We start from the raw sequence: 23,652 nt of genomic DNA on the forward strand, positions 1-23,652 counted from the left end.
CGCCGATGAACGTGGACAGCGGGGAGAAATCCCCGCTGTTTTTTATGGGTGGCGGTGCTCCGATCAGACCATTGGAGACTGGCGACATGTCTCGGCTTGGCCTTCGCCTCTTTTCGCGGTAACCAGACTGAATGATAAAAGCATCGAGTATCACCTGCATCTAGCTCCCGCCGCCGCGCGAGGAGCATCGAGCGAGAAGCCGACAGGCTTGGCGCTCGGCGTCGGCTTGTCTGAAGGCAAGCGAATGCGAACATTTGCAGTGAGATTACTCCAATGGAAAATTACTTCGAAAGCCCGTTCCGGGGCATCACGCTTGACAAGCAGGTCAGAAACCCGAACCTCGTGGTCGGGAAATACAGCTATTATTCCGGCTATTATCACGGCCACAGTTTTGAGGATTGCGCCCGTTATCTGCTGCCGGATGAAGGCGCGGACAGGCTGGTGATCGGAAGCTTCTGCTCGATCGGTTCGGGCGCCGCCTTCATCATGGCCGGCAATCAGGGCCATCGCAACGAGTGGATCAGCACCTTCCCGTTCTTCTTCATGCCGGAGGTGCCGGAATTCGAGAATGCCGGCAACGGCTATCTGCCAGCGGGCGATACCGTCATCGGCAACGATGTCTGGATAGGCTCGGAAGCGATCATCATGCCCGGCATCACGGTCGGCGATGGCGCGGTGATCGGAACGCGGGCGCTGGTGACGAAGAATGTCGAACCCTATGCCATCGTCGGCGGCAATCCCGCAAAAACGATCCGCAAGCGGTTCGATGACGACAGCATCGCCATGCTGCTCGAGATGAAATGGTGGGACTGGCCGGTGGCGCTGCTGAAGGCGGCAATGCCGCTCATGACCAGCGGCAATGTCGCTGAGCTTTATCGATTCTGGCGATCCGATAAGCCGCAGTCGTAAAAATGCCCGGCCCGTCTTATCGAGGCGGGCCGGAACTCCCTCCGGGTCAGGACAGATGATGCGGCTTCTGAAGGCCGTAAACGGGTGTTCTCAGGCCCACCTGTCTCGCCTTGAGCTGGAGCGCGAGATATTGCGAGTAATGCCGCGATTGATGCAGGTTGCCGCCGTGGAACCACAGCGCCTGCTGTTGTGTCGGCTTCCACATGTTGCGCTGCTCGCCTTCCCATGGGCCGGGATCCTTGGTGGTGTCGGAGCCGAGGCCCCAGCATTTGCCCACCTTGTCCGCTACCTCACGCGAAATGAGGTCGGCCGCCCAGCCATTCATCGAACCATAGCCGGTCGCATAGACAACCAGATCGGCAGGCAATTCCGTGCCATCCTTCAGCACCACGGCATTCTCTCTCAGGTGCGAGACATCCACCCCGGATTTCAGCTTGATCGAGCCGTCGATCACGAGATCACAGGCCCCGACATCGATGTAATAACCCGATCCACGCCGCAGATATTTCATGAACAGGCCGGATTCGTCGTCGCCGAAATCGAGCATGAAACCGGCTTTCTCGAGCGCGGCATAAAAATCGGCGTCCTGTTCGCGAATGCGATCGTATACCGGAACCTGGAATTCATGCATGATCCTGTAGGGCAGGGAGGCGAAGATGAGGTCGGCCTTGCGCGTGGTCATGCCGTTTGCCACTGCCCGCTCGGAATAGAGGTCGCCGAGACCGATATCCATCAGCGAGTTCGATTTGACGATATGGGTGGAGGACCGCTGAAGCATGGTGACGTCAGCGCCCGCTTCCCAGAGCGCTGCGCAGATATCATGCGCCGAGTTGTTGGAGCCGATCACTACGACCTTCCTGCCGGCATAGGCGTCCGGACCCGGATGCTGCGAGGAGTGCTGTTGCTCACCCTTGAAGACATCCTGTCCGGGGAATTTCGGGATATTCGCCTTGCCCGACATGCCGGTCGCCAGTACCAGCTGTTTCGGCCGCAGCACGACCTCCTTGCCGGCGCGGTCGGCAACCACCGTCCATTCGCCAGTCGTCTCGTCATATTGGGCGGACTTGCAGGTGGTGAAGCCCCAGTAATTCAGCTCCATGACTTTTGTGTACATTTCCAGCCAGTCACCCATCTTGTCCTTCGGCGTGAAGACGGGCCAGTTTTCCGGGAACGGAATGTAGGGCAGGTGGTCGTACCAGACGGGGTCGTGCAGGCAGAGCGATTTGTAGCGCTTGCGCCAGCTGTCGCCGGGCCGTTCATTTTTTTCGATGATGATCGCCGGCACACCAAGCTGGCGAAGACGCGCGCCAAGTGCAATGCCTCCCTGTCCGCCACCGATGATGACGACATAGGGCTGCTCCGAATAGCCGAGTTCGGCGGCTTCGGCCTCGCGTTTTTCCTTCCAGGTCCGGCGGTTGCGGTCGTGGCCGTGCTCCGCGCCCATCGGGCGACGGATACCCTTCGGCTCTTCATGGCCCTTCAGTTCGCTCATGGTGGTGAGCAGGGTCCAGATCAGCCCGTCCTTCAGGCGGATATGGCCGTAACCACGGGCAACCTTGGTCTCGAACTCGAACCAGCCTTGGGTGACGCCATTGCCTTCCGAGGCCTGCTCCTTCACATCCTGCACCAAGCCCGAGGGTTTGATGGCGGAAAGCTGGTTTGTCAGCATGTCGCGGATCTGCTCCCGCCCTTCCAGCGTTTTCAGGTTCCAGGTAAAGGTCACGAGGTCGCGCCAGTAACAATCAGCCTGAAACAGGTTGACGGTGGCGTCTATGTCTCCATTTTCCAGCGCATTGCCGAGCTTGGAAAGAACGGTGTCGATTTTGGTGGCGGGACTGACATCAAGCATATTTATCTCCTCCATGGTGCTTGGTCTGATGGTGGAGCGGCGAATCGCCGCCCCTGAAGCCAGTGGCCTCCGTATGTTGGGCTCCTCTTCCCGGCATACCGGAGGCAACAGGCTATCTCGAAAGATCGATCAGGATCTTCAGATGGGTGCCGGCGGGGTCGAGCAGGGCATCGAATCCCTCCGGCACTGCCGTATCGAGCGTGATGCGTCTGGTAACGATCTTCGTCGCCGGCAGCAGCCCGGAGGCGATGAGCCGGATGACCCGGGGCCAGTAGTGGGTCGGATAGGCCCACGAGCCCTTGATCTCCAGGTCGCGGAATGTCACCTGGAACCAGTCGATCGGGTTTTCATGCGGATGCAGGCCGGTTTGGACGACAACGCCCTGTTTGCGCACAGCATCGACGCAGGCCTTGAGCGCATGTTCATTGCCCACGCATTCGATTGCCACATCGCAGCCGACCTTGCCCTCCGTTGCTGCGCGCACGACATCACCGACATCGTCACGCTTCGGATTGATGGTGATGACGTCGGGGACGATACTGCAGGCAAGCTCAAGGCGAGCGTCATTGAGGTCCGATACGAAAAGTTGCGCAGCGCCTGCCGCGCGCGCGGCAAGAAGCGTGAGCATGCCGATCGGACCGGCGCCGGTGACCAGGACGCTGTTGCCGGCGGTGACGCCGCCACGGTCACAGGCATAAACGGCAACCGCCGAGGGTTCGACGAGTGCGGCCTCTTCATCCGTCATCTCGTCGGGAATTTTCTGGACATTATATTCGTTGACGAGCGCTGCCTGCGCCATGCCGCCGCCTTCCCAGCTGAGACCGACCAGCGCGAGTTGTGTGCTGAGATGGAAAAGGCCACGGTCAGCGAAATAGTCACCGGATCGCGGCATGATGAGCGGCTGGATCGACACCCGATCACCGACGTTAACGGAGGTGACGCCTTCGCCGACCGCCTCTATGACACCGCCGAATTCGTGACCGAGAACTTGCGGGCCGTGAGCCCCGGTGAAGGGATGCGGTTCGGTGGGTATGAAGATCGGACCGTAACTATACTCATGCAGATCGGTGCCGCAGATGCCGACAAACCGGTTGCGGACGAGAACCTGTCCCGGTCCCGGCCGTTTCGGCTCGGAAATGTCTTCAACCCGCAGGTCCCTGGCTGCATGAAATCTGAGCGCGCGCATGTTTTCTCCTCGATGGCTCCTGATGCCGGAGAAGGTGCAATGCCCGTGCCAGCAAGGTTTGCCATGCCGGAAGCCCGAAATTGCGGGGGTTTACCAGAGTGACGGTTTTATACAGCGCCACAGCTGTGGCGCGACAGCCGTGGCGCATGCCTCACTTTTTCTAGTGAGGCCTTCCGATGCCGAGGCGTCGCATTCGCCGGTGCATGGTCGTGCGGTCGATGCCAAGCCGGCGCGCGGCCTCCGACACATTGCCGTTGCAGGCGGCCAGAAGCGCGCCGAGATCGGCACCGCGACTGTCGATCATGGGGGCTGGCGTTGCGGAGACAAGATGATCGGGAAGGTCTTCCGCCGTAATCACCCCGTCATCACAAAGGGCGGCGGCAAAGGCTATCGCATTGTCCAGCTCGCGGATATTGCCGGGCCAGCGATGGCCAAGGATCGACATCCGGGCGGCGTTGGAGAGCGTCAGGGGACGACCCGGCAGCCCATGTTTTTCCAGAAGCCTATCGAGGAGCCAAGGGAAGTCGTCGCGCTCGCAAAGCGCCGGCAAGGTCAGCACGGCCCCGTTCAGGCGGTAGTAGAGATCTTCACGGAAATTGCCTGTCCGTACCATGTCGCTCAACGGGCGGTGCGATGCGGAAATCACCCTGAAATTCACCTTCTGGGGGGTGGAGCCACCAACGGGCAGGATCTCGCCTTCGGCCAGCACCCGCAAAAGGCGGCTTTGTGCCGCAAACGGCATGTCGCCGATCTCGTCGAGGAAAAGCGTCCCGCCCTTTGCCTCTTCCACGAGCCCCTTGCGTCCTTTCGCCAGCGCACCCGTGAAGGCTCCCGGCAGATAGCCGAATAATTCGCTCTCGATCAGCTGTTCGGGAATGGCGGCGCAATTGACGGCGACGAAGCGGCCGGAAACGCCGCTGACGTCATGAATGATGCGGGCGAGATGTTCCTTGCCGGTTCCGGTCTGTCCCTGCAGCAGGATTGGCAGTTTTGCGGGCGCCAGTTTTTCCACCTTGCGCCTGAGGTTTCGAACCGTCGGCCCATCGCCGCCGAGCTCTTTCACAGGCTGGGATTTTGGACGGGCAAGCGGCAGGGTCGACCGGCGCTGCTGCGGTTCGATCGCGTGCGCATAAAGCACCGTGCCGTCCTTCACGACGATGCGCCGCTCCTGCGGCAGGCTTGACCGGGTGAGGGAGGCAAGCTCGTCAAAGCCGGCCTCGAAAAACTCCTCTACCCGCTCCCCGAGAAGGCGCTCGGGCAAGCGCCAGTCAAGCCCGCGCGATGCGGCGAGAAGGCGTGCGGCGGCATGCGTCATGCCCGTTATCCGGCCGGAGCCATCGACGGACAGGGCCGCTTCGGGGTCGACATCCAGAAATTCGGGCGCGCCCGCAAAGCGCAGTACAAGATCATGGCGGCTGCTGGCCATCAGATTTGCCAGTTCGATCCTTCGCACGGTCGAGGAAACCAGATGGCGCGCCATGTTCTGGCTGGTCTTAAGGACGGGGGAACTCAGAAGTGAAATATCGAGTACAGCAGTGAGCGCGCCCTGGGTATCGTAGATCGGTGCTGCGGTGCAGGAAAGCGGTGTATGCGTCACATCAAAATGATCGGTCTGATGGATCGTCAGTGCTTCGCCGGTGGCGATGCAGGCGCCGACGGCGCAGGTGCCGGCGCGCGGCTCCGACCATTCAGAGCCCAGGTAAAGCCCGGCCTTGCGCAGATTGTTGTTGAATGACGGGTCGCCCAGAAACTCGACCGTCACCCCCTGTTGATCCGACAAAAGAAGAACGTAATTCTGCTCGGCCACCTGCCGATACAGCCGCTCCAGGCCGGAACGGGCGATGTGGACGAGGTCTTCAGCCCGCTGGCGATGCTCGCGCAGGCATGTTTCGGAAACGATGACGGCTTCGCGGGCCTTGGCCGGATCAAGCTGATAGGTGTCGAGACAACGTCGCCAGGATTCAAGCACCACCGCATCCCGGCCGGTATTCCTGCCCTGTCCGACGTGCTCGATTTCCTTGATGTGATCCGAAAAACCCATAAATCACCGGCCCTCGACAGCCGCCTCCCGTGATTTTTCCGGCGATCATAGCCAGTTTTATGAAATCTGGCTAACCTTCCGGCGATTTTTTGCGCATGGGCTCGATTGCGCTGGCAACGACGCGACCGGTTGCACCGCTAATGCGGGTCTCATCAACCGGCACCCTTCGGGGCGCGCGACCGCAAACGTCGCAGCCGGACCTCCATCTGCCTTTTGGCCTGAATGTCGCCACGCCTGATGGCCACCGACATTCCTTCCACCCACGCCGCAATGGCGCCGTCGTCATCCCCCAACCGTGCGCGGCATTCTCCGAGTTCGGCCCAGACCGCCGAATAGTCTGGGTCCTGCCGGATGGCCTCCTGCAGATGATGTGCGGCATCTTCGAATTGCCCTGCGGTCGTCAAAGTCTTCGCGATTGAAAAGCGCAGCAGCGGACTGTCCCGTCCGTCTTCCAGCATCCTCATGAGTTTTTCGATCATCATCATCCCGTTGCAATGGTGAAGCGCCATGCAATCGGTACGACCTCAAGCGCAGTTGAGGTCAAGCGGGAATTCGCGCAGTCACTTCGCCATGCGAGGCAATGCAACCGGGTCCCATATGTCGTCGAGCGGGCCTTCGAGAGCGGTTCGCGGGGGAATGAGCTTCGGTTCGATGATGGTGACTTCCGGCTCGGTCCGATTCTCTTCCAGCAGTTCGAAACCCTTTTCGAGCATCTGCGCGATATCGGGTTTGATCATATAGACCGGGAAGGGAAGGAAGGATGCGAAAGGGTCGTAGTCGAAGCAGCCGACAACGATGTCGCCGAAGGCCTCGCCATCATGACGCCCCATGAAACGAAGCAGGCCTTCGAAATTTATCGATGAATTGACGAAGAAGCAGCGGGGCAGGCGGCCCCTGCGCTCGAAGAAACGTTCGAATGCCAGCTCCGTCATATGCGGTGAATAACCGGTGATCTCGATATCGTCTCCGCTCACCGCGCCGAAATAAGCGGCCTTGGCGGCGTGGAAGCCGTCGATACGCTCGCGGCTGGCGTGGTCGTCGTGACCGCCGAACAGGATGACATCGTCAGGGCCGAGAGGCCCGCCTTTTTCCGCATGGGCAAGGATCGCCGATGTCAGTATCTCCGCACCGTGCCTGTTGTCGGAAATGACCGAGGGTACGAATTTGCCGGGAAGGTCGATATTGACATGCGGCAGTGCTGCGCGGGCGCAGACCTGGTGCACGCCGTCAGGATCGGTCGCGCCTGCAATGAAGAGGGCATCGATGGAATAGGCGATCAGGGTCTCCACGGTGCGGCGTTCTTCCTCGGGATCGCGCCGCCCGGAGACCACCATGGGCGACAGGCCGCGTTTGCGGGCCTGCCCCTCGAACGTCTGCGCCATGGATGAAAAGAACCGGTTGTCATAAATGGGCACCAGAAGCCCGATGAGACCGGATTTTGAACTCCTCAGGCCGCGGGCCTGCAGGTTGGTGGTGTAGCGATGCGCCTTGGCGAGCGAGAGAATCTTGTCGGCAGTCTCCTCCGAAATCCGCCGTTTGCGCCACGATCCGTTCAACACGGCGCTCACTGTCGAGGCTGATGCACCCGACAATATCGACAAGTCATAAATGGTGGCTTTCTTGGAACTTATACCCGTCACTGCGACCTCCCCAACTGATTCCAATTATTAGAGTACACATCCCCTTGACGGAAGGGCGCTTCATGTTATGGTTATTGCACCATCGATTGTGCACATTGGCAATATCGATTGTGCAGGATGGTTGCTGTGGGAGTGGCAAGGGAGAGTCTCGAATAAGCGAGATGAGAAATTTTGAACGCGCCAGATAAAAAATGGCTGCGGCGGGTTTCGTTTGCCGATTTTTTGAGGAGGAACATCATGAAGAAAATTATTGCTGCAGCGGTCGGCCTGTCGCTCGCGTTGCTCTCGTCCACCGCCTTTGCCGAAGGGCCGAAGGTGGGCGTCGTCGTCAAGATCGGCGGCATTCCGTGGTTCAACGCCATGGAGGCCGGTATCAAGGAACAGAGCAAGAAGCTCGGTGTCGACGGTTTCATGGTCGGCCCGACCAGCGCCGATCCCGCCCTGCAGGTCCGCGCCATCGAAGACCTGATCGCCCAGAAGGTCGATTTCATCGGCGTTGTGCCGAATGATGCGAAGGTGCTGGAGCCGGTGCTGAAAAAGGCCCAGGCCGCTGGTATCAAGGTCATCACCCATGAATCGCCCAAGCAGCTCGGCGCTGACTGGGATTTCGAACTGGCATCCGCCAAGGGTTTCGGCGAAGCGCATGGCAAGCTCTTGGCGGAAAAGATGGGCGGCAAGGGCTCCTATGCCGTCTTCGTCGGTTCGCTTACGGTTCCGCTTCATAATGCCTGGGCGGATGCCGCCATCGCTTACATCAAGGCCAATTATCCGGACATGAAGCTCGTCGGCGATCGCTACGGTGTCGCCGAAGATCTCGACAAGAGCCGTTCGACGGCGCTTGACCTGATGTCCGCCAATGCTGACCTGAGCGGTTTCCTCGCCTTCGGTTCGCAGGGGCCGATCGGTGCCGGGCGTGCCGTCGAAGAGCGGCGCAAGGATGGCAAGGTCTTCGTCATCGGCCCGTTCTCTCCGGGGCAGGGCGCCAAGCTGATCAAATCAGGCGCGCTGACGGGCGGCTTCATGTGGAACCCGAAACAGGCCGGTGAAGTCTTCATCACCCTCGCCGACCGTATCGCCAAGGGCGAGACACCCAAGGCCGGCGACACTATCGAAGGTCTCGGCACCATCAATCCCGAGGGCAACACCATCGTCGTCGACCAGCTTTTGAAGATCGACAAGGAAAGCATCGACAAGCTCGTTTCCATGGGCCTCTGATCCTCCCCAAGGCCAAGGGCGTCGCGCGGGTGTAATACGCGCGCGACGTCCCATCTGGAAAACATGCCGAGCGCCACGTCTGCAATGCTGCCGCGGCGAAGGAGATTTACGTTATCATGAGCGCAGAACCGCTCCTGTCCCTCAAAAATGTCAAAGTCACCTTCGGCGGCGTCCGCGCGCTGAAAGGTGTTTCTTTCGAGGTCAATCCGGGTGAAGTGCATTGCCTTGCCGGTGAAAACGGCTGCGGTAAAAGCACGCTGATCAAGGTCATCACAGGCGTTTACACGCCCGAGAGTGACGCCGAGCTCTATTTCGACGGCAAATCCATCGCTGCGATGACCCCGACGCTTGCGCAATCGCTTGGCATCCAGGTGATCTGGCAGGATCTGGCGCTTTTCGATGAAATGACGGTGGCTGAGAATATCGGCTTCCAGTACGCGGTGAATGGAAAATACGGGCTGGTCGACAAGCGCGCCATCGAGCAGGCGGCCGAAAAGGCGCTGGCCCGGCTCGGCGTCGAGATCGATCTTGATAAGCCGCTCAAGGAACTGCCCATCGCCCAGCGTCAGATCGTGGCGATTGCCCGCGCACTGGTCGGGGAAGCGCGGCTCGTTTTCATGGACGAACCGACCGCGTCGCTCACGCAGTCTGAAACGGATTACCTGATCGACATCGTCCGCAACCTGTCGGCCTCAGGTGTCGCGGTTGTCTTCGTCTCGCATCGCCTTGCGGAAGTACTTGAGATTTCAGACCGCATCACCGTGCTGCGAGACGGCTCGCTTGTCGGTGTCTTTCCCGTTGAAGGCATGACCCAGTCACGGGTGACCGAGCTGATGACCGGCCGCAATTTCGACAACGCCGTCATCGCCGCCGATCACGATGACAAGCCCGTCGTTCTCTCGGTGCGCGGGCTGAGCCGGGCCGGCGAGTTCGTGGACGTTTCGTTCGATCTGCGGCGGGGCGAAACGCTTGGCATAACCGGCCTCTTGGGAGCCGGCCGCACGGAACTGGCTTTGACGCTGTTCGGCATGCATCGGCCGCAATCGGGTGAAATCCTGATTGACGGCAAGAGGGTGGATTTTCATTCCAACCGCGATGCGATCCGGGCGGGCGTCGCCTATCTTTCCGAAGACCGGCTATCGCTCGGTCTCAACCAGCCGCAATCCATTGCCGACAATCTCGTCATGGCCTCGCTCGACCGGCTGCTGAGCGGCGGCCTCATCTCACCCTCTAAAAAGGCGGATGTCGTTTCCCGGTGGATTTCGGCGCTTGGGGTGAAGATCGGCCTGCCCGAAGATCCGATCCGCACGCTTTCGGGCGGCAACCAGCAGCGCGTGGCAATTGCCAAGTGGCTGGCAATCGGGCCGAAAATCCTCATCCTCGATGCGCCGACCGTGGGGGTCGATGTCGGCGCCCGCGCCGGCATCTTCGAAATCGTCCGCAAGCTCGCCGCAGAAGGTCTCTCGATCATCGTGATCTCCGACGAAGCCCCGGAAGTTTATTTCAATACAGACAGGGTCATCCACATGGTCGAAGGCCGGTTCCACGCCACCTATGATCCGCGACGGCTGTCGCTGACCGAACTGGAGTCCGCCATCTATGCGTAGGCTCATCCTCGGACATACAACCGAATTCACGCTGCTGGTCGTCATGGTGCTGCTCTGCACGGGACTGTCTTTTGCCACCGACCGGTTCCTCACCATTTCCAACGCCTTCGATGTGCTGAATGTCTCGGCGGTCAACATCATCTTTGCGGTCGGCCTGCTTGTGGTGCTGATCTCGGGCGGTATCGACATTTCCTTCGCGGTCGCGGCCTCCGTCGTCCAATATGTCACGGTGCTGGCGCTCAATGCGCTCGGCGGCGGCAACTGGGCGGAAGGTTTCATCATCGCCGGCGCGGTTGGCCTTAGTCTCGGTTTCGTCAACGCCTTCCTCGTCTGGCGGCTCAATATCATTTCCATCGTCGCGACCATCTCCACCTTCAACATCTTCTTCGGGCTGTTGATGTTCTTCACCAAGGGCGTGTCGATCTACGATCTGCCGGAATGGCTGTCCACGCGCGTGGTGTTTTACGAGCGCGAGATGTCCGATGGTTCCTGGGTAGAGCTGACGCTGCCCGTCGTGGTCATGATCCTCTGCTGCTTTGCCACCTGGTTCATGATTTCGCGCACTACCGTCGGTCGCAAGCTCTACGCCTTTGGTGACAATCCTGAAGGCGCACGCCGCTTCGGCATCAATATCGGCGCCATGCACTATATTTCCTTCGGCTGGCTCGGCCTGATGGCGGGCATTGCCGGGCTCATGCAGGCGCATTACGCGCAGGAGGTGGTGCCGAACGCGCTTTATGGCCGCGAGCTGGATGTTCTTGCCGCCACCGTCCTCGGCGGTGCCCGGCTCGGTGGCGGCAAGGGGTCGGTCATCGGCTGCGTGCTCGGGGTGCTGATGGTGTCGATCACCCAGAACGGTCTCAACCTGATGGGCGTTTCTCCCTTTGCCTTCAAGATGATCGTGGGGGCCATCATCCTCATCGCCATCACGCTCTCTTCCACCCGCTTCGACAAGCTTTTGCCGAGTGCGCTTCGCACATCCACGAAAAAGGGGAGCGCACAGCGATGAACAGTCTCGTTCGGAAATTCAACGCGATTTTCGGTGCCGACATGGCCGGGCCGGTGATTGCCTTTATTGCGGTTATGCTCATCTTCGGAACCTTTGCCGATAACTTTCTCTCGCTCGCGACATTCGGTTCGGTTGCCTTCCAGCTGCCGGAACTCGGCCTGCTGACACTGGCGATGCTGTTGCCGCTGCTGACGGGCGGCATCAATCTGTCCGTTACCTTCGCAGCCAATCTGTCGGGTCTCGCCGCAGCCTGGGTGTTGCAGGCTCATGGCGGGGTGGATGCGCCGCCGAGTGCCTTCCTGTTCGCCTGCCTTGTCGCACTTGTCACCGGCGGTGCTGCCGGCGCGATGACGGGGGCGGCGATTGCCTACACCCGCGCGCACCCCATTCTGGTGACGTTGTCGATGATGATTTTCCTGCGCGGCCTTGGCGAGTTTCTCACCCGTGGCGGAGACGTTTCCGGTTTCCCCGCCTATATGGCGCCGCTCGGTCACGGCACGCTTCTCGGTCTGCCGATCCCGCTTCTGATATTCATCGTCTGCGTCGGCCTCTGGCATGTGCTGCTGACACGAACCAAGCTCGGCTTCGGCCTGTTGATGATCGGCTCGAACATCGAAGCCGCGCGTTATTCCGGTCTCAATACGCGCAAGATTCAGGTTCTCGTCTACACGCTCTCGGGCCTGATGTGTGCGGTTGCCGGCATCATCATGCTTGCCCGTTTCAACTCCGTCCGTGTCGGCCACGGGGAATCCTATCTGCTGATCACGGTGCTGGCGGCCTTTCTCGGCGGCATCAATCCGTTCGGCGGTTTCGGTCGGGTGCTGCCCGTCTTCGTCGCGCTCATCGTTTTGCAGCTCCTGTCGTCCGGCCTCAATCTTCTCGGCGCCAACCAGCATCTGGCAACGGCGCTCTGGGGCGTGCTGATGATTGTCGTCATGGCGGCGCGCGGCCTGTTTTCGAGCTACTTCGCATCTCTCAGAAAGAAGGTATGACGTGAAAGGCTTCGGTGTTCACGCAATGATGTGGTCCCTGAACTGGGACCACGAAAACGCCAGACGGTCCATCGCCGCTGCCGCGGATTACGGTCAGGATTTCATCGAGATTCCTCTCATCGATATCCCCGCCGTCGATGCAAAACACACGCGCGCCCTGCTGGAGAAATACGGCTTGCGGGCCGTCTGCTCGCTGGTGCTGCCGGAGCCCGCCTGGGCGTCCGCGCGTCCCGATGCGGCAATCGACCATCTGAATGCTGCGCTCGACAAGGCCGCAGAAATGGGCGCGGAGGCGCTGACGGGTGTTACCTATGGCGGCACCAATGAGCGAACCGGATTTCCGCCGACACAGGGCGAATATGACAATCTGACAAGGGCGCTCTCCAGGGCTGCCGGCCACGCAAAAACACTCGGCCTGCAATTCGGCATCGAGACCGTCAACCGCTACGAAAACCATCTGCTCAATTCCGCCGAACAGGCGGTGGCGCTGGTGGAGCGCATCGGTGCCGACAACATCTTCATCCATCTCGATACCTTCCACATGAATATGGAGGAAAAGGGCATCGCCAATGGCATCATCGCCGCCCGCAACCATCTGAAATACATGCATATGTCGGAAAGCGACCGCGGCACGCCGGGCTGCGGCAATGTTGCTTGGGACGAGGTGTTTTCGGCGCTCGCAGCCATCGGCTTCAAGGGCGTGCTGACGCTCGAAAGCTTCGCAGCGATGCCCAGGGAGATGGCCGGCGCGATTTCCACCTGGCGGCCGGTTGCGCCCAGCGCCGATGAGGTTCTCGACAAGGGCCTGGCATTCCTGCGCGACAAGGCAAACCAGTACCGCATTTTCTGAAAGCACTCATTATCGGGGCAAGCACCTTGAGTAAAATTGACGAGAATGCCCACGAGATTGCGGACCTTGCCCTCCAGCGACTGGAAGGGTCCAAGGGCAGGCGTCTGATGATTGCGATCGCCGGTGCGCCCGGATCGGGAAAATCAACCATCGCCGAATGCGTGGTCGATGCGTTGAATGCAGGCGAAGGCGTATCGGCCGCACTGTTTCCGATGGATGGCTTTCATTATGACGATGCCGTTCTGGAAGAGATGAAGCGCCGTCCTTTCAAGGGCGCCATCGATACGTTCGATGCCCACGGCCTGCGCCACATGCTTGAGCGTCTGAAGGCCAATGAGGACGATGTCGTTGCCGTCCCCGTCTTTGACCGCGCCATCGAGATCGCCCGCGCCGGCGGCCGCCTGATCCCGCAATACGTCGATATCATCGTCTGCGAAGGCAATTATCTCCTCGCCGGCCAGTCGCCATGGGATCGTCTCAAGCCGATCTTCGATCTCACGATTTTCGTTGATGTCGACGAAGACGACCTGCGTGCGCGGCTGAGAGATCGCTGGCGAAGCTTCGGTCTCGGCGAGGACGAGATCAACCGGAAGGTGGAGGAAAACGATCTCCCCAATGGCCGCTTCATCACGTCCACAAGCACGGAGCCGGACCTTCGCATCGGAAATCCGGGAAGCGGCCCCGCGTCCTGAACCTGCCTGAAGGGCTGCACCTCCCTATCCAAAGTCAAGCGAAACAGAAAAGCGAAAGAGACCTCCATGAAACACGGCATCTATTACTCTTACTGGGAACATGAGTGGAGCGCCAAGTTCGGCCCCTATATCGAGAAGGTCGCCAAGCTCGGTTTCGATATCATCGAAGTCGCCGCCCACCACATCAATGAATACAGCGACGCCGAACTCGCCGTCATCAGGCAGAGCGCGAAGGATAACGGCATCATCCTCACCGCCGGCATCGGCCCTTCGAAAACGAAGAACCTTTCGTCAGAGGATGCCGCGGTTCGTGCAGCCGGCAAGGCGTTCTTTGAACGCACCCTTACCAATGTCGCCAAGCTCAACATCCACACCATCGGCGGCGCGCTGCATTCCTACTGGCCGATCGATTATTCGCAGCCGGTCGACAAGGCGGGCGATTATGCGCGCGGCGTCGAAGGCATTCACGGCATTGCCGATTTCGCCAATGATCTCGGCATCAACCTGTGCATCGAAGTCCTCAACCGCTTTGAAAACCATGTGCTCAACACGGCGGCCGAGGGCGTCGCTTTCGTCAAGGATGTCGGCAAGAGCAACGTGAAAGTCATGCTGGATACCTTCCACATGAATATCGAGGAAGACAGTTTTGGCGAGGCCATCCGTACGGCTGGCCCGTTGCTGGGACATTTCCATACCGGCGAGAGCAATCGCCGCGTACCGGGCAAGGGCAGGATGCCCTGGCACGAAATCGGCCTCGCCCTTCGCGATATCAATTACACCGGCGCGGTCGTCATGGAGCCGTTCGTCAAGACCGGCGGAACAATCGGCTCCGACATCAAGGTGTGGCGCGATCTCAGCGGCGGCGCCGACCTCGCGAAAATGGACGAGGATGCCCGCAATGCCCTGGCATTCTCCCGTTTCGTGCTTGGCGGCTGATGGCGTATAAGCGCATTGACCGGGCGGCGGCTATCTGTCGCCCGGGCAGCCACTGGTATGTTCGCCCGCAATCGCCGAGTTGAAAAGATAACCGCTTGTGGGCTAAAGCACTGATGTCTCTTCAGGATCAAGACGATCCGCCCAAGACCATTGGTTTGCATGATCCCTGTCGCACTACCGTCCGTCGAAGCGCTGCTTCTCCTTGCTTTCTTGCTCATCACGACCCTCGTATGGGTCGTCTGGACGCTCCTGTTGGTCTTCCGATATGTGGCGGGCCGCTGGAAGCGCCCGATGATCCTGTCCTATGGACTGGTAACCGCCGTCGCGCTTTTCACCCTCTTTCGGTTCGGTGATTTTTATCTGCAGATGCGCGCCTATGACAAAGAGAGGACGGCAAGCCATCGGCCGGAACTGCTCGAGCCGGCGCGCCTTGGCCAGATCGATATGCCCAAAGGCACGAAACTCCAACTGGCCATTGCCAATAACAGGGAAGCCTTCGACCGGGCCGTGTTTCCGCATCCGGTGCGGGTGGCGGATATCGATGCCGTCGAAATCGCCCGTTATATCTCGATAAAAACCAACGAGAATTATGAAACGGTGGGCTTTACCCCGCAGACAATGCGGATTACCGGCAACGGCGTAACCACCCAGAGCGGCTGGCGCTGCGACGCGACGCAACCGGTAGAGTTCGATCTTTCGCCCGATGGCGGCATCTCCGCTTTCAGCAATTGCACTCTTTCGGATGGCAATGTTGTCGACGGCATCACCCTGCCGAAAGGCACGTCCCTGCGCGCCTCCACCGGCAATGTCTATACCGATGGCTTCGTCGATTCCGATAAATGGGTTCTCGATACGGCTCAGGACCAGACCGTTCACATCGACAGTTTCGATCTTTCCGAAGCAACGTTTGCCCTTGATGGCGAGCGAAAACTCCACGAGATCAAAAGAGGTGTCCTGTCAAAAGACGCAACGCTCGGGACGCTTCACCATGCCGCCGGAACCAATATTCGCTACAATCCCCGGCATCTTCGCAACGACTATCCCGGCGCGTGGTTGATAATCGCGCCCCTGCCGGCTGCCGATGCTCCACCGGTTCCGTCGCATGATATCGTGCAGGGCAGGGACGGAAAGGTTCTGTCCGTTCTCCATAATTGATCCCGCCCGGTGGCGAGGTGCCGTGGGTATGGCAGTTCGATAATTGTCTCACCAGCCATAGCTGAAGGTCAGGCCGCTGCCATTGTCCCCATCCTGCACCACATTGGTTTGCGTGTTGCGGCCATACTGGAAAATGCCATAGGCGTTGTTGTTGCCATTCTGCTGCAATGTTGCGGCATGACCGTTGCCCCGTTGCCGGATGAAGCCGAGATTGCCGCCGCCGTTCTGGGCGATGCCGGCGGCGTTGCCACGGCCGAGCTGCCGGATATCGGCATCCTTCAGGCCACGGTACAGCGAATAGGCGCGAAGCCCGGTGGAAAGAAGATCTCCATCCGCTGTATTGCCCGGTGCGAGGTCGAATGAAATCCGGCCGCCGGCCTGAGCGGGTGCGGAAAACCCGATTGGCGCGAGGCTGCCGACAAGCGCAGTAATGGTAAGAAGTTTCAATAGGTTGTTGGTCATTCTTATCTCCATCTGTCAGCCTCTTGCCGATGATCCACTGTCGCATTTCGCAACTGAACCAGACCGGAATTGCCCATTCACATGTCGTTCAGAGGGCCCGGCACGATCAAAAGAAAAAAGGGCGCCGAAACGGGCGCCCTTTCTGGTGAAATATACGACATGACGGCAGCCTAATCGCCGCCAATCTGCTTCGTACAACTGAAGCTCCTGCCATCGATCACGAGATCGAGCACCGCCTTGTAGCGGGCTCCCTTCGCATCGAGTGTCACCGAGCTCAGCAGTTGCGAACGTCCAGCCGCGACGTCGAAGTCGCCGCCCTGATTGATGACGGAACTCCCGCCGCCGCCGGATTTTTCGACGTGAAAGGAGTAAGTCCCGCGGCCACCGGTGTCACTCTTTGTGACGGCCTCGAGCTTTACCATGCCGGCCTGCGGTGTTGCCCTGATCTCGCAACGCTGCCCTTCGGCCGGTTCCTTTGCAGTCGATATGGCCGCAACAGCGCCGAAAGGAAGCAGGGCCATTGCAAGGCTCGCCGCCAGACGGCGCGGATGTCTGAGGGTATGGGGCATGGCTCGTCTCCCTGACGATCTGATATTTCGATCTCGACCCGTTTCACCTCATCGCGGGCTGCTTAAGGGCAGGCCTGCACGAAGGCCGCGACATTGTCGTTGCCGCCCTGGCTCACATTGGCGCTGCAGCCACGGCCCACCTGAACACCGGCCGCGATGTTGCCGTTGCCATCCTGGGTGAGGATGGTGGTGTGGTTGGAGCCGAATTGCCCGATACCGGCCACGTTGCGGCTGCCGTTCTGATAGGTGGAGCCGTAATTGTCATGTCCCTCCTGACCGACGGCCGAAAGGTTTTGGCGACCATACTGATGGCCGACAATCCGGTTGTAACCGCCGTTCTGGTAGGTGCGAATCCGGTTGCCATAACCTTCCTGCGCGCCACCGACAGAGTTGGACCAGCCATATTGTTCGATGCGCACATCATTGGCCATGGCGGGTGCCGTGGCGGCGATGCCAACGAGAGCAACGAGTGCACTAGCAATAAAAGACTTCCGGATCATGACTGTGTCTCCTCAGGCGGATAGGACCGCGGTTGAACGTCTTTGTTTTAGACGGTCCCGTTGGAACGGAAGCTGAAGAGATTATTCAGTCGTAGTTCATTCGGCGCCTTGTCGTTCCGGCGCCGTGCGCCGGTATCAGACCAGGGCCAGAATACGGGCTGGGCCGCCCGTTCCGCCGCGGTGTGCCGGCGCGCCGACGATTATGCTCGCTCCCTTCACCGGCAGAGCCTCAAGGTTGTTCAGCCCTTCGATGCCGTAGCGCCCCGCCGGCAGCCAGGAATTGTGAACCGCGAAATCTGCGGAGTTGCCGGGATCCAGCGAAAGCGTGTCGACGCCAATGGCGACGGTTTCGAGCTTGAGCAGAAGGTCGGTCGCCGATTTGCCGAAACCGGGGAAGGCGAATTTTCCGGCGTCGTCATTGCGGAATGAGGGGCTCTTCACTTTAGTAGCCCAGCCGGAGCGCAGGGCCACGATTGCACCTGCCGGGATGTCGCCATTCGCAGATATCCAGCGCTCGATGTCTTCGGCTTCAATGGTGGAATTGGCATCGTCTTTGGCGCGGTCGGTGATATCGACGATGACAAGCGGCGCCACAAGTTTCTGCGGCTCCAGCTGGTCGACGCTCGCGCCATCCGCGCTGAAGTGGAAAGGCGCATCGATATGGGTGCCGGTATGTTCGTAGATGGTGAGTTTGTGGAGCTGATAGCCGTCCTTGGCGATCTCCGCTGCCCACTCGTATTCTATGCCCGGTTTGCCATCGAATGTAGGAAATGTGGAATCATAGGTATGGGTGAGATCAACGACCTGCCGGGCCGATTGCGCCAGCACCGGCGCCGCCAGGCTGCCCGCCGTCATGGCCGTTAAACCGGCCGCGGCGCCCTTGAACAGCAGGCGTCGTGACAGCATGTTCCGTTTTACGTTCTCGATCACGCAATTGTTGCACATGCCTCAGTCCCTCCATTGAGAAATCCCTGTTCTCAAGCGTAGCGCAAAGGTGGAGTGACGCAAGGCAGGACCTGCCCCAATTTTTAACCTGTTGCAGGTGGCGACTCCGGAAAGTCGCCGCTCTTCTGGTTGCCGCGGGCGTCATGTCGCCCGCGGCCAGGAATGGCAGGGATCAGTCGCGACGCTGCACGACGGCGAGTGCGACCGTCAATGCGGCAAGGACGGCAGTGAGAGCGAGCGGCGCGGTCGCACCATAGGAGTCAACGATATAACCGCCGAGCACCGCGCCAATGCTGATCGCCACCTGGAAAGATACCACCATCAGGCTGCCGGCTGCCTCCAGAGCATCGGGTGCACCACGGGAGAGGTTTGTCGGCAGCACGACCGGCCCCATGCCGAATGCAAGGCCCCAAAGTGCGACGAGAGCAAAAGCCGCACTCGTATGAGCGCCCCAGATAACGAGGGCGATCGTCGCAAATGCCATCACCGCGGCAGTGACGATGAGAGCAACGCGGATACTGGCGTCAGCCATCCGGCCCCCGACGACATTGCCTATCACGGAGGCAACGCCAAAGCCGAGCAGGGCGAGCGCAATCGGCGTGGTGTCAAGAAGCGTGACCTTTTCGAGGAAGGGACGCACATAGACCGAGCCTGCAAAATGCCCCGTCATCAGCAACAGGATGGCAAGCATACCGAGCTGAACGCTGCGGCGCCGCGTCAATCCAAGGACATCGGAAAGACTGTTGCTTGTACTTGCCGGCAGAGAGGGCAGGCTGAGTATCTGTAACAGCATGGCAACGATGGCAAGTCCCGCCGTCATCGACATGGCGATGCGCCATCCCAGCCAGTCGCTGATCAGGGCGCCCATCGAAGGAGCTGCAATGGTGGCAAGCGAAACGCCGAGGGTAACGATAGCCATGCCGCGCCCGGTTGAATTTGCGCCGACAAGCCGCGCCACAACGGCAACCGACAGCGCCCAGAAACCGCTGAGTGCAATACCCAGTCCGGCCCGGCCCAACAGCAATAGCCAGAAATCGGCGGCAACCGATGCCAGAATGTTGGAGGCGATCGCCAGCGCGCTAAGACCGACAAGCACTGTCTTGCGGTTCAGCTTGCCGATCAGAACATTGCTCAACAGCGCTGTCACCGCGCCTACGGAGGCGGTGGCGGTGACGACCTGCCCGGCCGTGCCTTCTGTGATGCCAAGATCGCGCGCCATGGGCGTCAACAGGCCCGCCGGCAGGAACTCGGCCGATACCAGCGCAAAGCTGGTGGCCGCCATGGAAAGAACGGCGAACCAGGTCGCAGCCGTCCACGCGGGTTCTTCTGTGGTTTCCAGGGGGATAGCTACCCCATCAAACTGCGATGTTGTGTCCGTCATGACGTCTCTCCTTGAGTTGAGAGAGTTTTAGACGGTTTTTCCCGGATGATATGTATCTAAAAATCCGAATTTCATGCCTGTTCCTCCGAAATTTGTGCATCGCACAACATTCGCAGCGCCATTTGCGTGACGAGGATGCCTTTGCAGTGACCGGTCCGGTTCCGCCAACCGGAAACTGTTTCGGGCCGGCAACTTTTCAAACCGTCACCCGTTTATGCATCCATGACCGATGCTGACGCAAAACCGAACCCGATCGATGGCACCGGCCAAAAGGGTGCAGAGAATGTTCATGCCAACGACGCACCCGATGATCCCCTTCCGCCGGAGGAATTGGAGCCCGCTTCGGGTTTGACGCCGCAGCAGGCCGAAGAGGCGCGCAAGCGATATCTTCTGAAGCGCTTTCTGATCAGCGCGCGGGGTTTCTGGAGCCGCCGTGGGGACGGGCTTGCCTGGCCGTTCTCCATCGGGCTTCTCGCTATGATCGGCGTCAATGTCGGTTTTCAGTATGGCATCAACGTCTGGAATCGCGGGATTTTCGATGCGATTGAAAAACGGGATGCGTCGACGGTCTACTTTCTCGCTTCCATATTCCCGCCGCTGGTTCTCGGAAGCGTTTTCATTGTGACCTCGCAGGTTTACGTCAGAATGCGCATCCAGCGACGCTGGCGGTCGTGGCTGACCAAGGTGCTGGTCTCCCGATGGATCGCAAATGGCCGCTATTACCAGCTCAACCTGATCGATGGCGACCATCAAAATCCGGAGGCGAGGCTGTCGGAAGATATGCGGATCGCCACCGAAGCACCCGTGGATTTCGTGGCGGGCGTCATTGCCGCCTTCGTATCGGCGTCCACCTTTATCATCGTCCTGTGGACGATTGGCGGCGCGCTGACGCTGCCGATCGGTGGGTTATCGGTCACGATACCCGGCTTTCTCGTGATTGCGGCGGTGATCTATGCGCTCATCACATCGAGTTCCATCGCGTTGATCGGCCGGAACTTCGTCAGGGTCTCCGAGGTCAAGAACCAGCTGGAGGCGGAATTCCGTTACACGCTCACCCGTGTCCGGGAAAACGGGGAGAGTATCGCCCTGCTTGGCGGCGAAGAGGAAGAGCGAAGCGACCTCGACAGGAGGTTCCGCAATGTCCGGCACCAGTGGAAGCAGATGGCGCAGCAATATATGCGCACCACGGTCGTGTCGCATGGATCGATGTTGATCGCGCCCGTTGTTCCGCTTCTTCTCTGCGCGCCCAAATTTCTCGATGGAAGCATGTCTCTCGGTCAGGTCATGCAGGCGGCATCCGCTTTCACCATCGTTCAATCCGCCTTCGGCTGGCTGGTCGACAACTATCCCCGGCTGGCGGACTGGAATGCCTGCGCACGCCGCGTTGCCTCCCTGATGATGTCGCTTGACGGGCTGGAGCGGGCCGAACAGAGCGATAAGCTCGGCCGGATCGTGCGCGGTGAAACGGAAGGCGAAACGATGCTCAGCCTCAAGGATGTTTCGGTGTCGCTCGGTGACGGCACGGCCGTCGTCAAGGAGACCGATGTGGAAATCGGGCGGGGAGAAAGAGTGCTGGTCGCAGGCGAATCCGGATCCGGCAAAAGCACGCTCGTTCGGGCAATCGCGGGCCTGTGGCCATGGGGCGGGGGCAGCGTCAGTTTTCGGGCCGGCAGCCGACTTTTCATGTTGCCGCAGCGGCCATATGTTCCCTCCGGCACCCTTCGCCGGGCGGTCTGCTATCCGCAGGCGGCCGAGAGCTGGACTTTCGAAGAGATAGGAGAAGCTCTCGACAAGGTTGGTCTCGGCCATCTCAAAGACAAGGTGGAGGAGGAGGCGCCGTGGGACCAGACGCTGTCGGGCGGTGAAAAACAGCGGCTGACTTTTGCCCGCCTGCTGCTGAACGACCCGGATATCATCGTCATGGACGAGGCGACTGCGGCTCTCGATGAAAAAAGCCAGGACAGGATGATGCTGACGGTGATCGATGAATTGCCTGACGCCACCATCATCAGCGTGGCGCATCGTGCCGAGCTGGAGGCCTTCCATAGCCGGAAGATAACCTTGGAGCGACGGGAGGGCGGCGCAAAGCTGGTCAGCGATATCCACCTCATTCCCCGCAAGGCCCGCTCCCGCTCGCTTCTTCGGCGCATGGTCAAACGCAGGTAAGTCGCGGCGACTGTCGGGAGTGCTTGCAGGCATGTCGCCTGTGAAATTCTAACGCGAACGAATATCGCCCTTTCCGGTGTTCCCGCCTTGTGCGGCGTCACCCGTAAGAACGATAGACGGCAATTCGGCGAAGTCATAAAATGGCTGGCAGAGGAGGCAACGATATACTCTTGGGAGGAAACCAATGCCTATCTTCATGGACCGGCACGAGCTTGCCGGCGTCTCCGCTGCGGATATCGCCGCAGCACATCTTAAAGATCTCAACATCCAGGATCGGTACGGCGTCAGGTTTTTGACCTACTGGTTCGATGAAAGGCGCGGTACGGCCTTTTGCCTTATGGACGCTCCGGACGCTGAAACAGCGCAGTGCGTGCATCGGGAAGCGCACGGGTTCGTCGCCAGCGAGGTGGTGGAAGTCGCGCTGTCGGCCGTGGAAGCGTTTCTCGGGCGAATACAGGATCCGGTGGCGCCTGGGGCCGCCTCGAAAAATATGGACCCCGGTCACCGCGCGATCCTTTTCACGGACATCGTCGGTTCAACCGAAATGACGGCCCGCCTTGGGGATCGCATGGCGGCGGAACTCATCCGGGCACACGATGCGCTCGTGCGCGGTTGTCTGGGGCGGCGCTCGGGGCGGGAGGTCAAGCACACCGGCGATGGCATAATGGCCGTGTTCTCCTCCACGCCATTTGCGGTGGATTGCGCCATCGATATCCAGCGCGAGTTCCATCGTTACAACAGCGACAGGGGCGAGCCCATCCACATCCGTATCGGTCTGGATTGCGGGGAGCCTATCGAGGACAGCAATGATTTCTTCGGGACTACCGTGCAATTGGCGGCAAGGCTTTGCGCCGCAGCCGAGAGCGACCAGATCCTGATATCGGATAAGACTTTTCAGGAATATGGCGGCGCCGATGTCCTCGTGCATGGCGATCGTTACAGGCTGAAGGGCTTTGCCGAGCCGGTGCTGGCCTATAGTTGCGAGTGGCTGCAGCACTAGCTACGGCCTTGTGTCGCGACCGAATGGATCGCCCCTTAGCGCCATATCTCGGTCAGGCCGCCGGAGGCTCCGTGCACAGGGTCTGTCGCAGGCTTTGGCAGGGATCTAATCCGCTCGAGCATTTCATCGCTGGGCGCAGAAGTCTGAATATCGGCCTTTTGCCCCGGCGGATAAGCACCCACCACTTGAAAATCCGCAGAAGCACTCAGCTTCATATGGCCGGTTCCGGCGGGCAGGATCAGGCAATCGCCCTGTGTGACCTCCAGAATTTGCCCCTCGGGCCCGCCGATCTGCAACGTCGCCTCGCCACGCCCCACGCCCAGAACCTCATGCGCGCCGCTGTGGTAATGATGGTAGTCGAACACGCCATTGCGCCAGATGCCGCTCCATTTGTTGCGGGAAAACATAGCCTCGAAATCCGGGGAGTCCGAGTCCGGGCCAACGTTTCGATAAATAATGACGGCAAAGGTCTGATTGTTGGGAACCTGCCCGCCGGGGCCGAAAGTGAGTTGCTCGGTTTTCATGTTGATGCTCCTCATGTTCTGCCC

22 protein-coding genes are annotated in these 23,652 nt (G+C 59.9%); 11 read left to right on the forward strand and 11 right to left on the reverse strand.

Going from position 1 to position 23,652, the window contains the following annotated elements; genetic code table 11:
• Positions 1–273: 273 nt before the first annotated feature.
• Positions 274–909 (forward strand): type B chloramphenicol O-acetyltransferase, encoded by a 636-nt coding sequence (catB, locus tag ACQZ5K_RS18055; protein ID WP_374997147.1) that lies wholly within the window; start codon positions 274–276, stop codon positions 907–909.
• Between the two features lie 46 nt (positions 910–955).
• Here the strand turns inward: catB and ACQZ5K_RS18060 are convergent, their stop codons facing one another.
• The 5 genes from ACQZ5K_RS18060 to ACQZ5K_RS18080 form a co-directional block, all read right to left on the reverse strand.
• Positions 956–2,758 (reverse strand): NAD(P)/FAD-dependent oxidoreductase, encoded by a 1,803-nt coding sequence (locus ACQZ5K_RS18060; protein WP_448741026.1) that lies wholly within the window; start codon positions 2,756–2,758, stop codon positions 956–958.
• 112 nt (positions 2,759–2,870) lie between these two features.
• Entirely contained in the window at positions 2,871–3,944 is a 1,074-nt protein-coding gene (locus ACQZ5K_RS18065) for a 2,3-butanediol dehydrogenase (RefSeq protein WP_448741027.1), read from the reverse strand.
• Between the two features lie 160 nt (positions 3,945–4,104).
• A complete protein-coding gene (locus ACQZ5K_RS18070; RefSeq protein WP_448741028.1) occupies positions 4,105–5,985 on the reverse strand; it encodes a sigma-54-dependent Fis family transcriptional regulator in 1,881 nt (626 codons plus the stop codon).
• Positions 5,986–6,137: 152 nt separating this feature from the next.
• Positions 6,138–6,470: a tetratricopeptide repeat protein gene (locus ACQZ5K_RS18075; protein WP_374997143.1), complete on the reverse strand. Its 333-nt coding sequence runs from the start codon at positions 6,468–6,470 to the stop codon at positions 6,138–6,140.
• A 75-nt stretch (positions 6,471–6,545) separates the two neighbouring features.
• Positions 6,546–7,625, reverse strand: a complete 1,080-nt coding sequence (locus ACQZ5K_RS18080) for a LacI family DNA-binding transcriptional regulator (protein WP_374997142.1) — start codon at positions 7,623–7,625, stop codon at positions 6,546–6,548.
• Positions 7,626–7,862: 237 nt separating this feature from the next.
• Between ACQZ5K_RS18080 and ACQZ5K_RS18085 the strand changes: the two genes are divergently transcribed.
• The 8 genes from ACQZ5K_RS18085 to ACQZ5K_RS18120 all read left to right on the forward strand — a co-directional run bounded on the left by ACQZ5K_RS18085 (position 7,863) and on the right by ACQZ5K_RS18120 (position 16,081).
• Positions 7,863–8,840 carry a substrate-binding domain-containing protein gene (locus tag ACQZ5K_RS18085; protein ID WP_174025129.1) on the forward strand — a complete coding sequence of 326 codons (978 nt, stop codon included), beginning with the start codon at positions 7,863–7,865 and terminating at the stop codon, positions 8,838–8,840.
• 116 nt (positions 8,841–8,956) lie between these two features.
• Positions 8,957–10,447, forward strand: coding sequence for a sugar ABC transporter ATP-binding protein (locus ACQZ5K_RS18090; RefSeq protein ID WP_374997141.1), 1,491 nt, complete (start codon positions 8,957–8,959; stop codon positions 10,445–10,447).
• Positions 10,440–11,456 (forward strand): ABC transporter permease, encoded by a 1,017-nt coding sequence (locus ACQZ5K_RS18095; protein WP_374997140.1) that lies wholly within the window; start codon positions 10,440–10,442, stop codon positions 11,454–11,456. Before ACQZ5K_RS18090 ends, ACQZ5K_RS18095 begins: the two co-directional genes overlap by 8 nt.
• Entirely contained in the window at positions 11,453–12,448 is a 996-nt protein-coding gene (locus ACQZ5K_RS18100; protein WP_374997139.1) for an ABC transporter permease, read from the forward strand. Before ACQZ5K_RS18095 ends, ACQZ5K_RS18100 begins: the two co-directional genes overlap by 4 nt.
• A 1-nt stretch (position 12,449) precedes the next feature.
• Positions 12,450–13,298, forward strand: coding sequence for a sugar phosphate isomerase/epimerase family protein (locus tag ACQZ5K_RS18105; RefSeq protein WP_374997138.1), 849 nt, complete (start codon positions 12,450–12,452; stop codon positions 13,296–13,298).
• Positions 13,299–13,324: 26 nt separating this feature from the next.
• Positions 13,325–13,990: a nucleoside triphosphate hydrolase gene (locus ACQZ5K_RS18110; protein WP_448741029.1), complete on the forward strand. Its 666-nt coding sequence runs from the start codon at positions 13,325–13,327 to the stop codon at positions 13,988–13,990.
• A 66-nt stretch (positions 13,991–14,056) separates the two neighbouring features.
• Complete coding sequence (locus tag ACQZ5K_RS18115) at positions 14,057–14,926, forward strand: D-psicose 3-epimerase (protein ID WP_374997136.1); 870 nt, start codon at positions 14,057–14,059, stop codon at positions 14,924–14,926.
• A gap of 159 nt (positions 14,927–15,085) precedes the next feature.
• Positions 15,086–16,081 (forward strand): hypothetical protein, encoded by a 996-nt coding sequence (locus tag ACQZ5K_RS18120; RefSeq protein ID WP_448741030.1) that lies wholly within the window; start codon positions 15,086–15,088, stop codon positions 16,079–16,081.
• Positions 16,082–16,129: 48 nt separating this feature from the next.
• Here ACQZ5K_RS18120 and ACQZ5K_RS18125 read toward each other — a convergent pair whose 3' ends face one another.
• The 5 genes from ACQZ5K_RS18125 to ACQZ5K_RS18145 all read right to left on the reverse strand — a co-directional run bounded on the left by ACQZ5K_RS18125 (position 16,130) and on the right by ACQZ5K_RS18145 (position 19,938).
• On the reverse strand, positions 16,130–16,543 hold the full coding sequence (locus tag ACQZ5K_RS18125) for a curlin (protein WP_374997134.1): 414 nt from the start codon (positions 16,541–16,543) through the stop codon (positions 16,130–16,132).
• Positions 16,544–16,713: 170 nt separating this feature from the next.
• Entirely contained in the window at positions 16,714–17,112 is a 399-nt protein-coding gene (gene csgH, locus ACQZ5K_RS18130) for a curli-like amyloid fiber formation chaperone CsgH (protein ID WP_448741031.1), read from the reverse strand.
• A 62-nt stretch (positions 17,113–17,174) separates the two neighbouring features.
• Positions 17,175–17,612, reverse strand: a complete 438-nt coding sequence (locus ACQZ5K_RS18135) for a curlin (protein ID WP_374997132.1) — start codon at positions 17,610–17,612, stop codon at positions 17,175–17,177.
• 135 nt (positions 17,613–17,747) lie between these two features.
• Positions 17,748–18,557 carry a cyclase family protein gene (locus tag ACQZ5K_RS18140; RefSeq protein ID WP_448741032.1) on the reverse strand — a complete coding sequence of 270 codons (810 nt, stop codon included), beginning with the start codon at positions 18,555–18,557 and terminating at the stop codon, positions 17,748–17,750.
• Between the two features lie 172 nt (positions 18,558–18,729).
• Positions 18,730–19,938 carry an MFS transporter gene (locus ACQZ5K_RS18145; protein ID WP_104680064.1) on the reverse strand — a complete coding sequence of 403 codons (1,209 nt, stop codon included), beginning with the start codon at positions 19,936–19,938 and terminating at the stop codon, positions 18,730–18,732.
• Between the two features lie 222 nt (positions 19,939–20,160).
• Between ACQZ5K_RS18145 and ACQZ5K_RS18150 the strand changes: the two genes are divergently transcribed.
• Together ACQZ5K_RS18150 and ACQZ5K_RS18155 are read left to right on the forward strand one after the other, a co-directional pair.
• Positions 20,161–22,104 (forward strand): ABC transporter ATP-binding protein/permease, encoded by a 1,944-nt coding sequence (locus tag ACQZ5K_RS18150; protein ID WP_448741033.1) that lies wholly within the window; start codon positions 20,161–20,163, stop codon positions 22,102–22,104.
• 184 nt (positions 22,105–22,288) lie between these two features.
• A complete protein-coding gene (locus ACQZ5K_RS18155; protein ID WP_374997129.1) occupies positions 22,289–23,104 on the forward strand; it encodes a nickel-binding protein in 816 nt (271 codons plus the stop codon).
• Positions 23,105–23,139: 35 nt separating this feature from the next.
• On the opposite strand, the gene ACQZ5K_RS18160 is transcribed toward ACQZ5K_RS18155, so the two are convergent.
• Positions 23,140–23,628: a cupin gene (locus ACQZ5K_RS18160; RefSeq protein ID WP_374997128.1), complete on the reverse strand. Its 489-nt coding sequence runs from the start codon at positions 23,626–23,628 to the stop codon at positions 23,140–23,142.
• Positions 23,629–23,652 lie beyond the last annotated feature (24 nt).

This window comes from Agrobacterium sp. 22-226-1 (assembly GCF_053522345.1).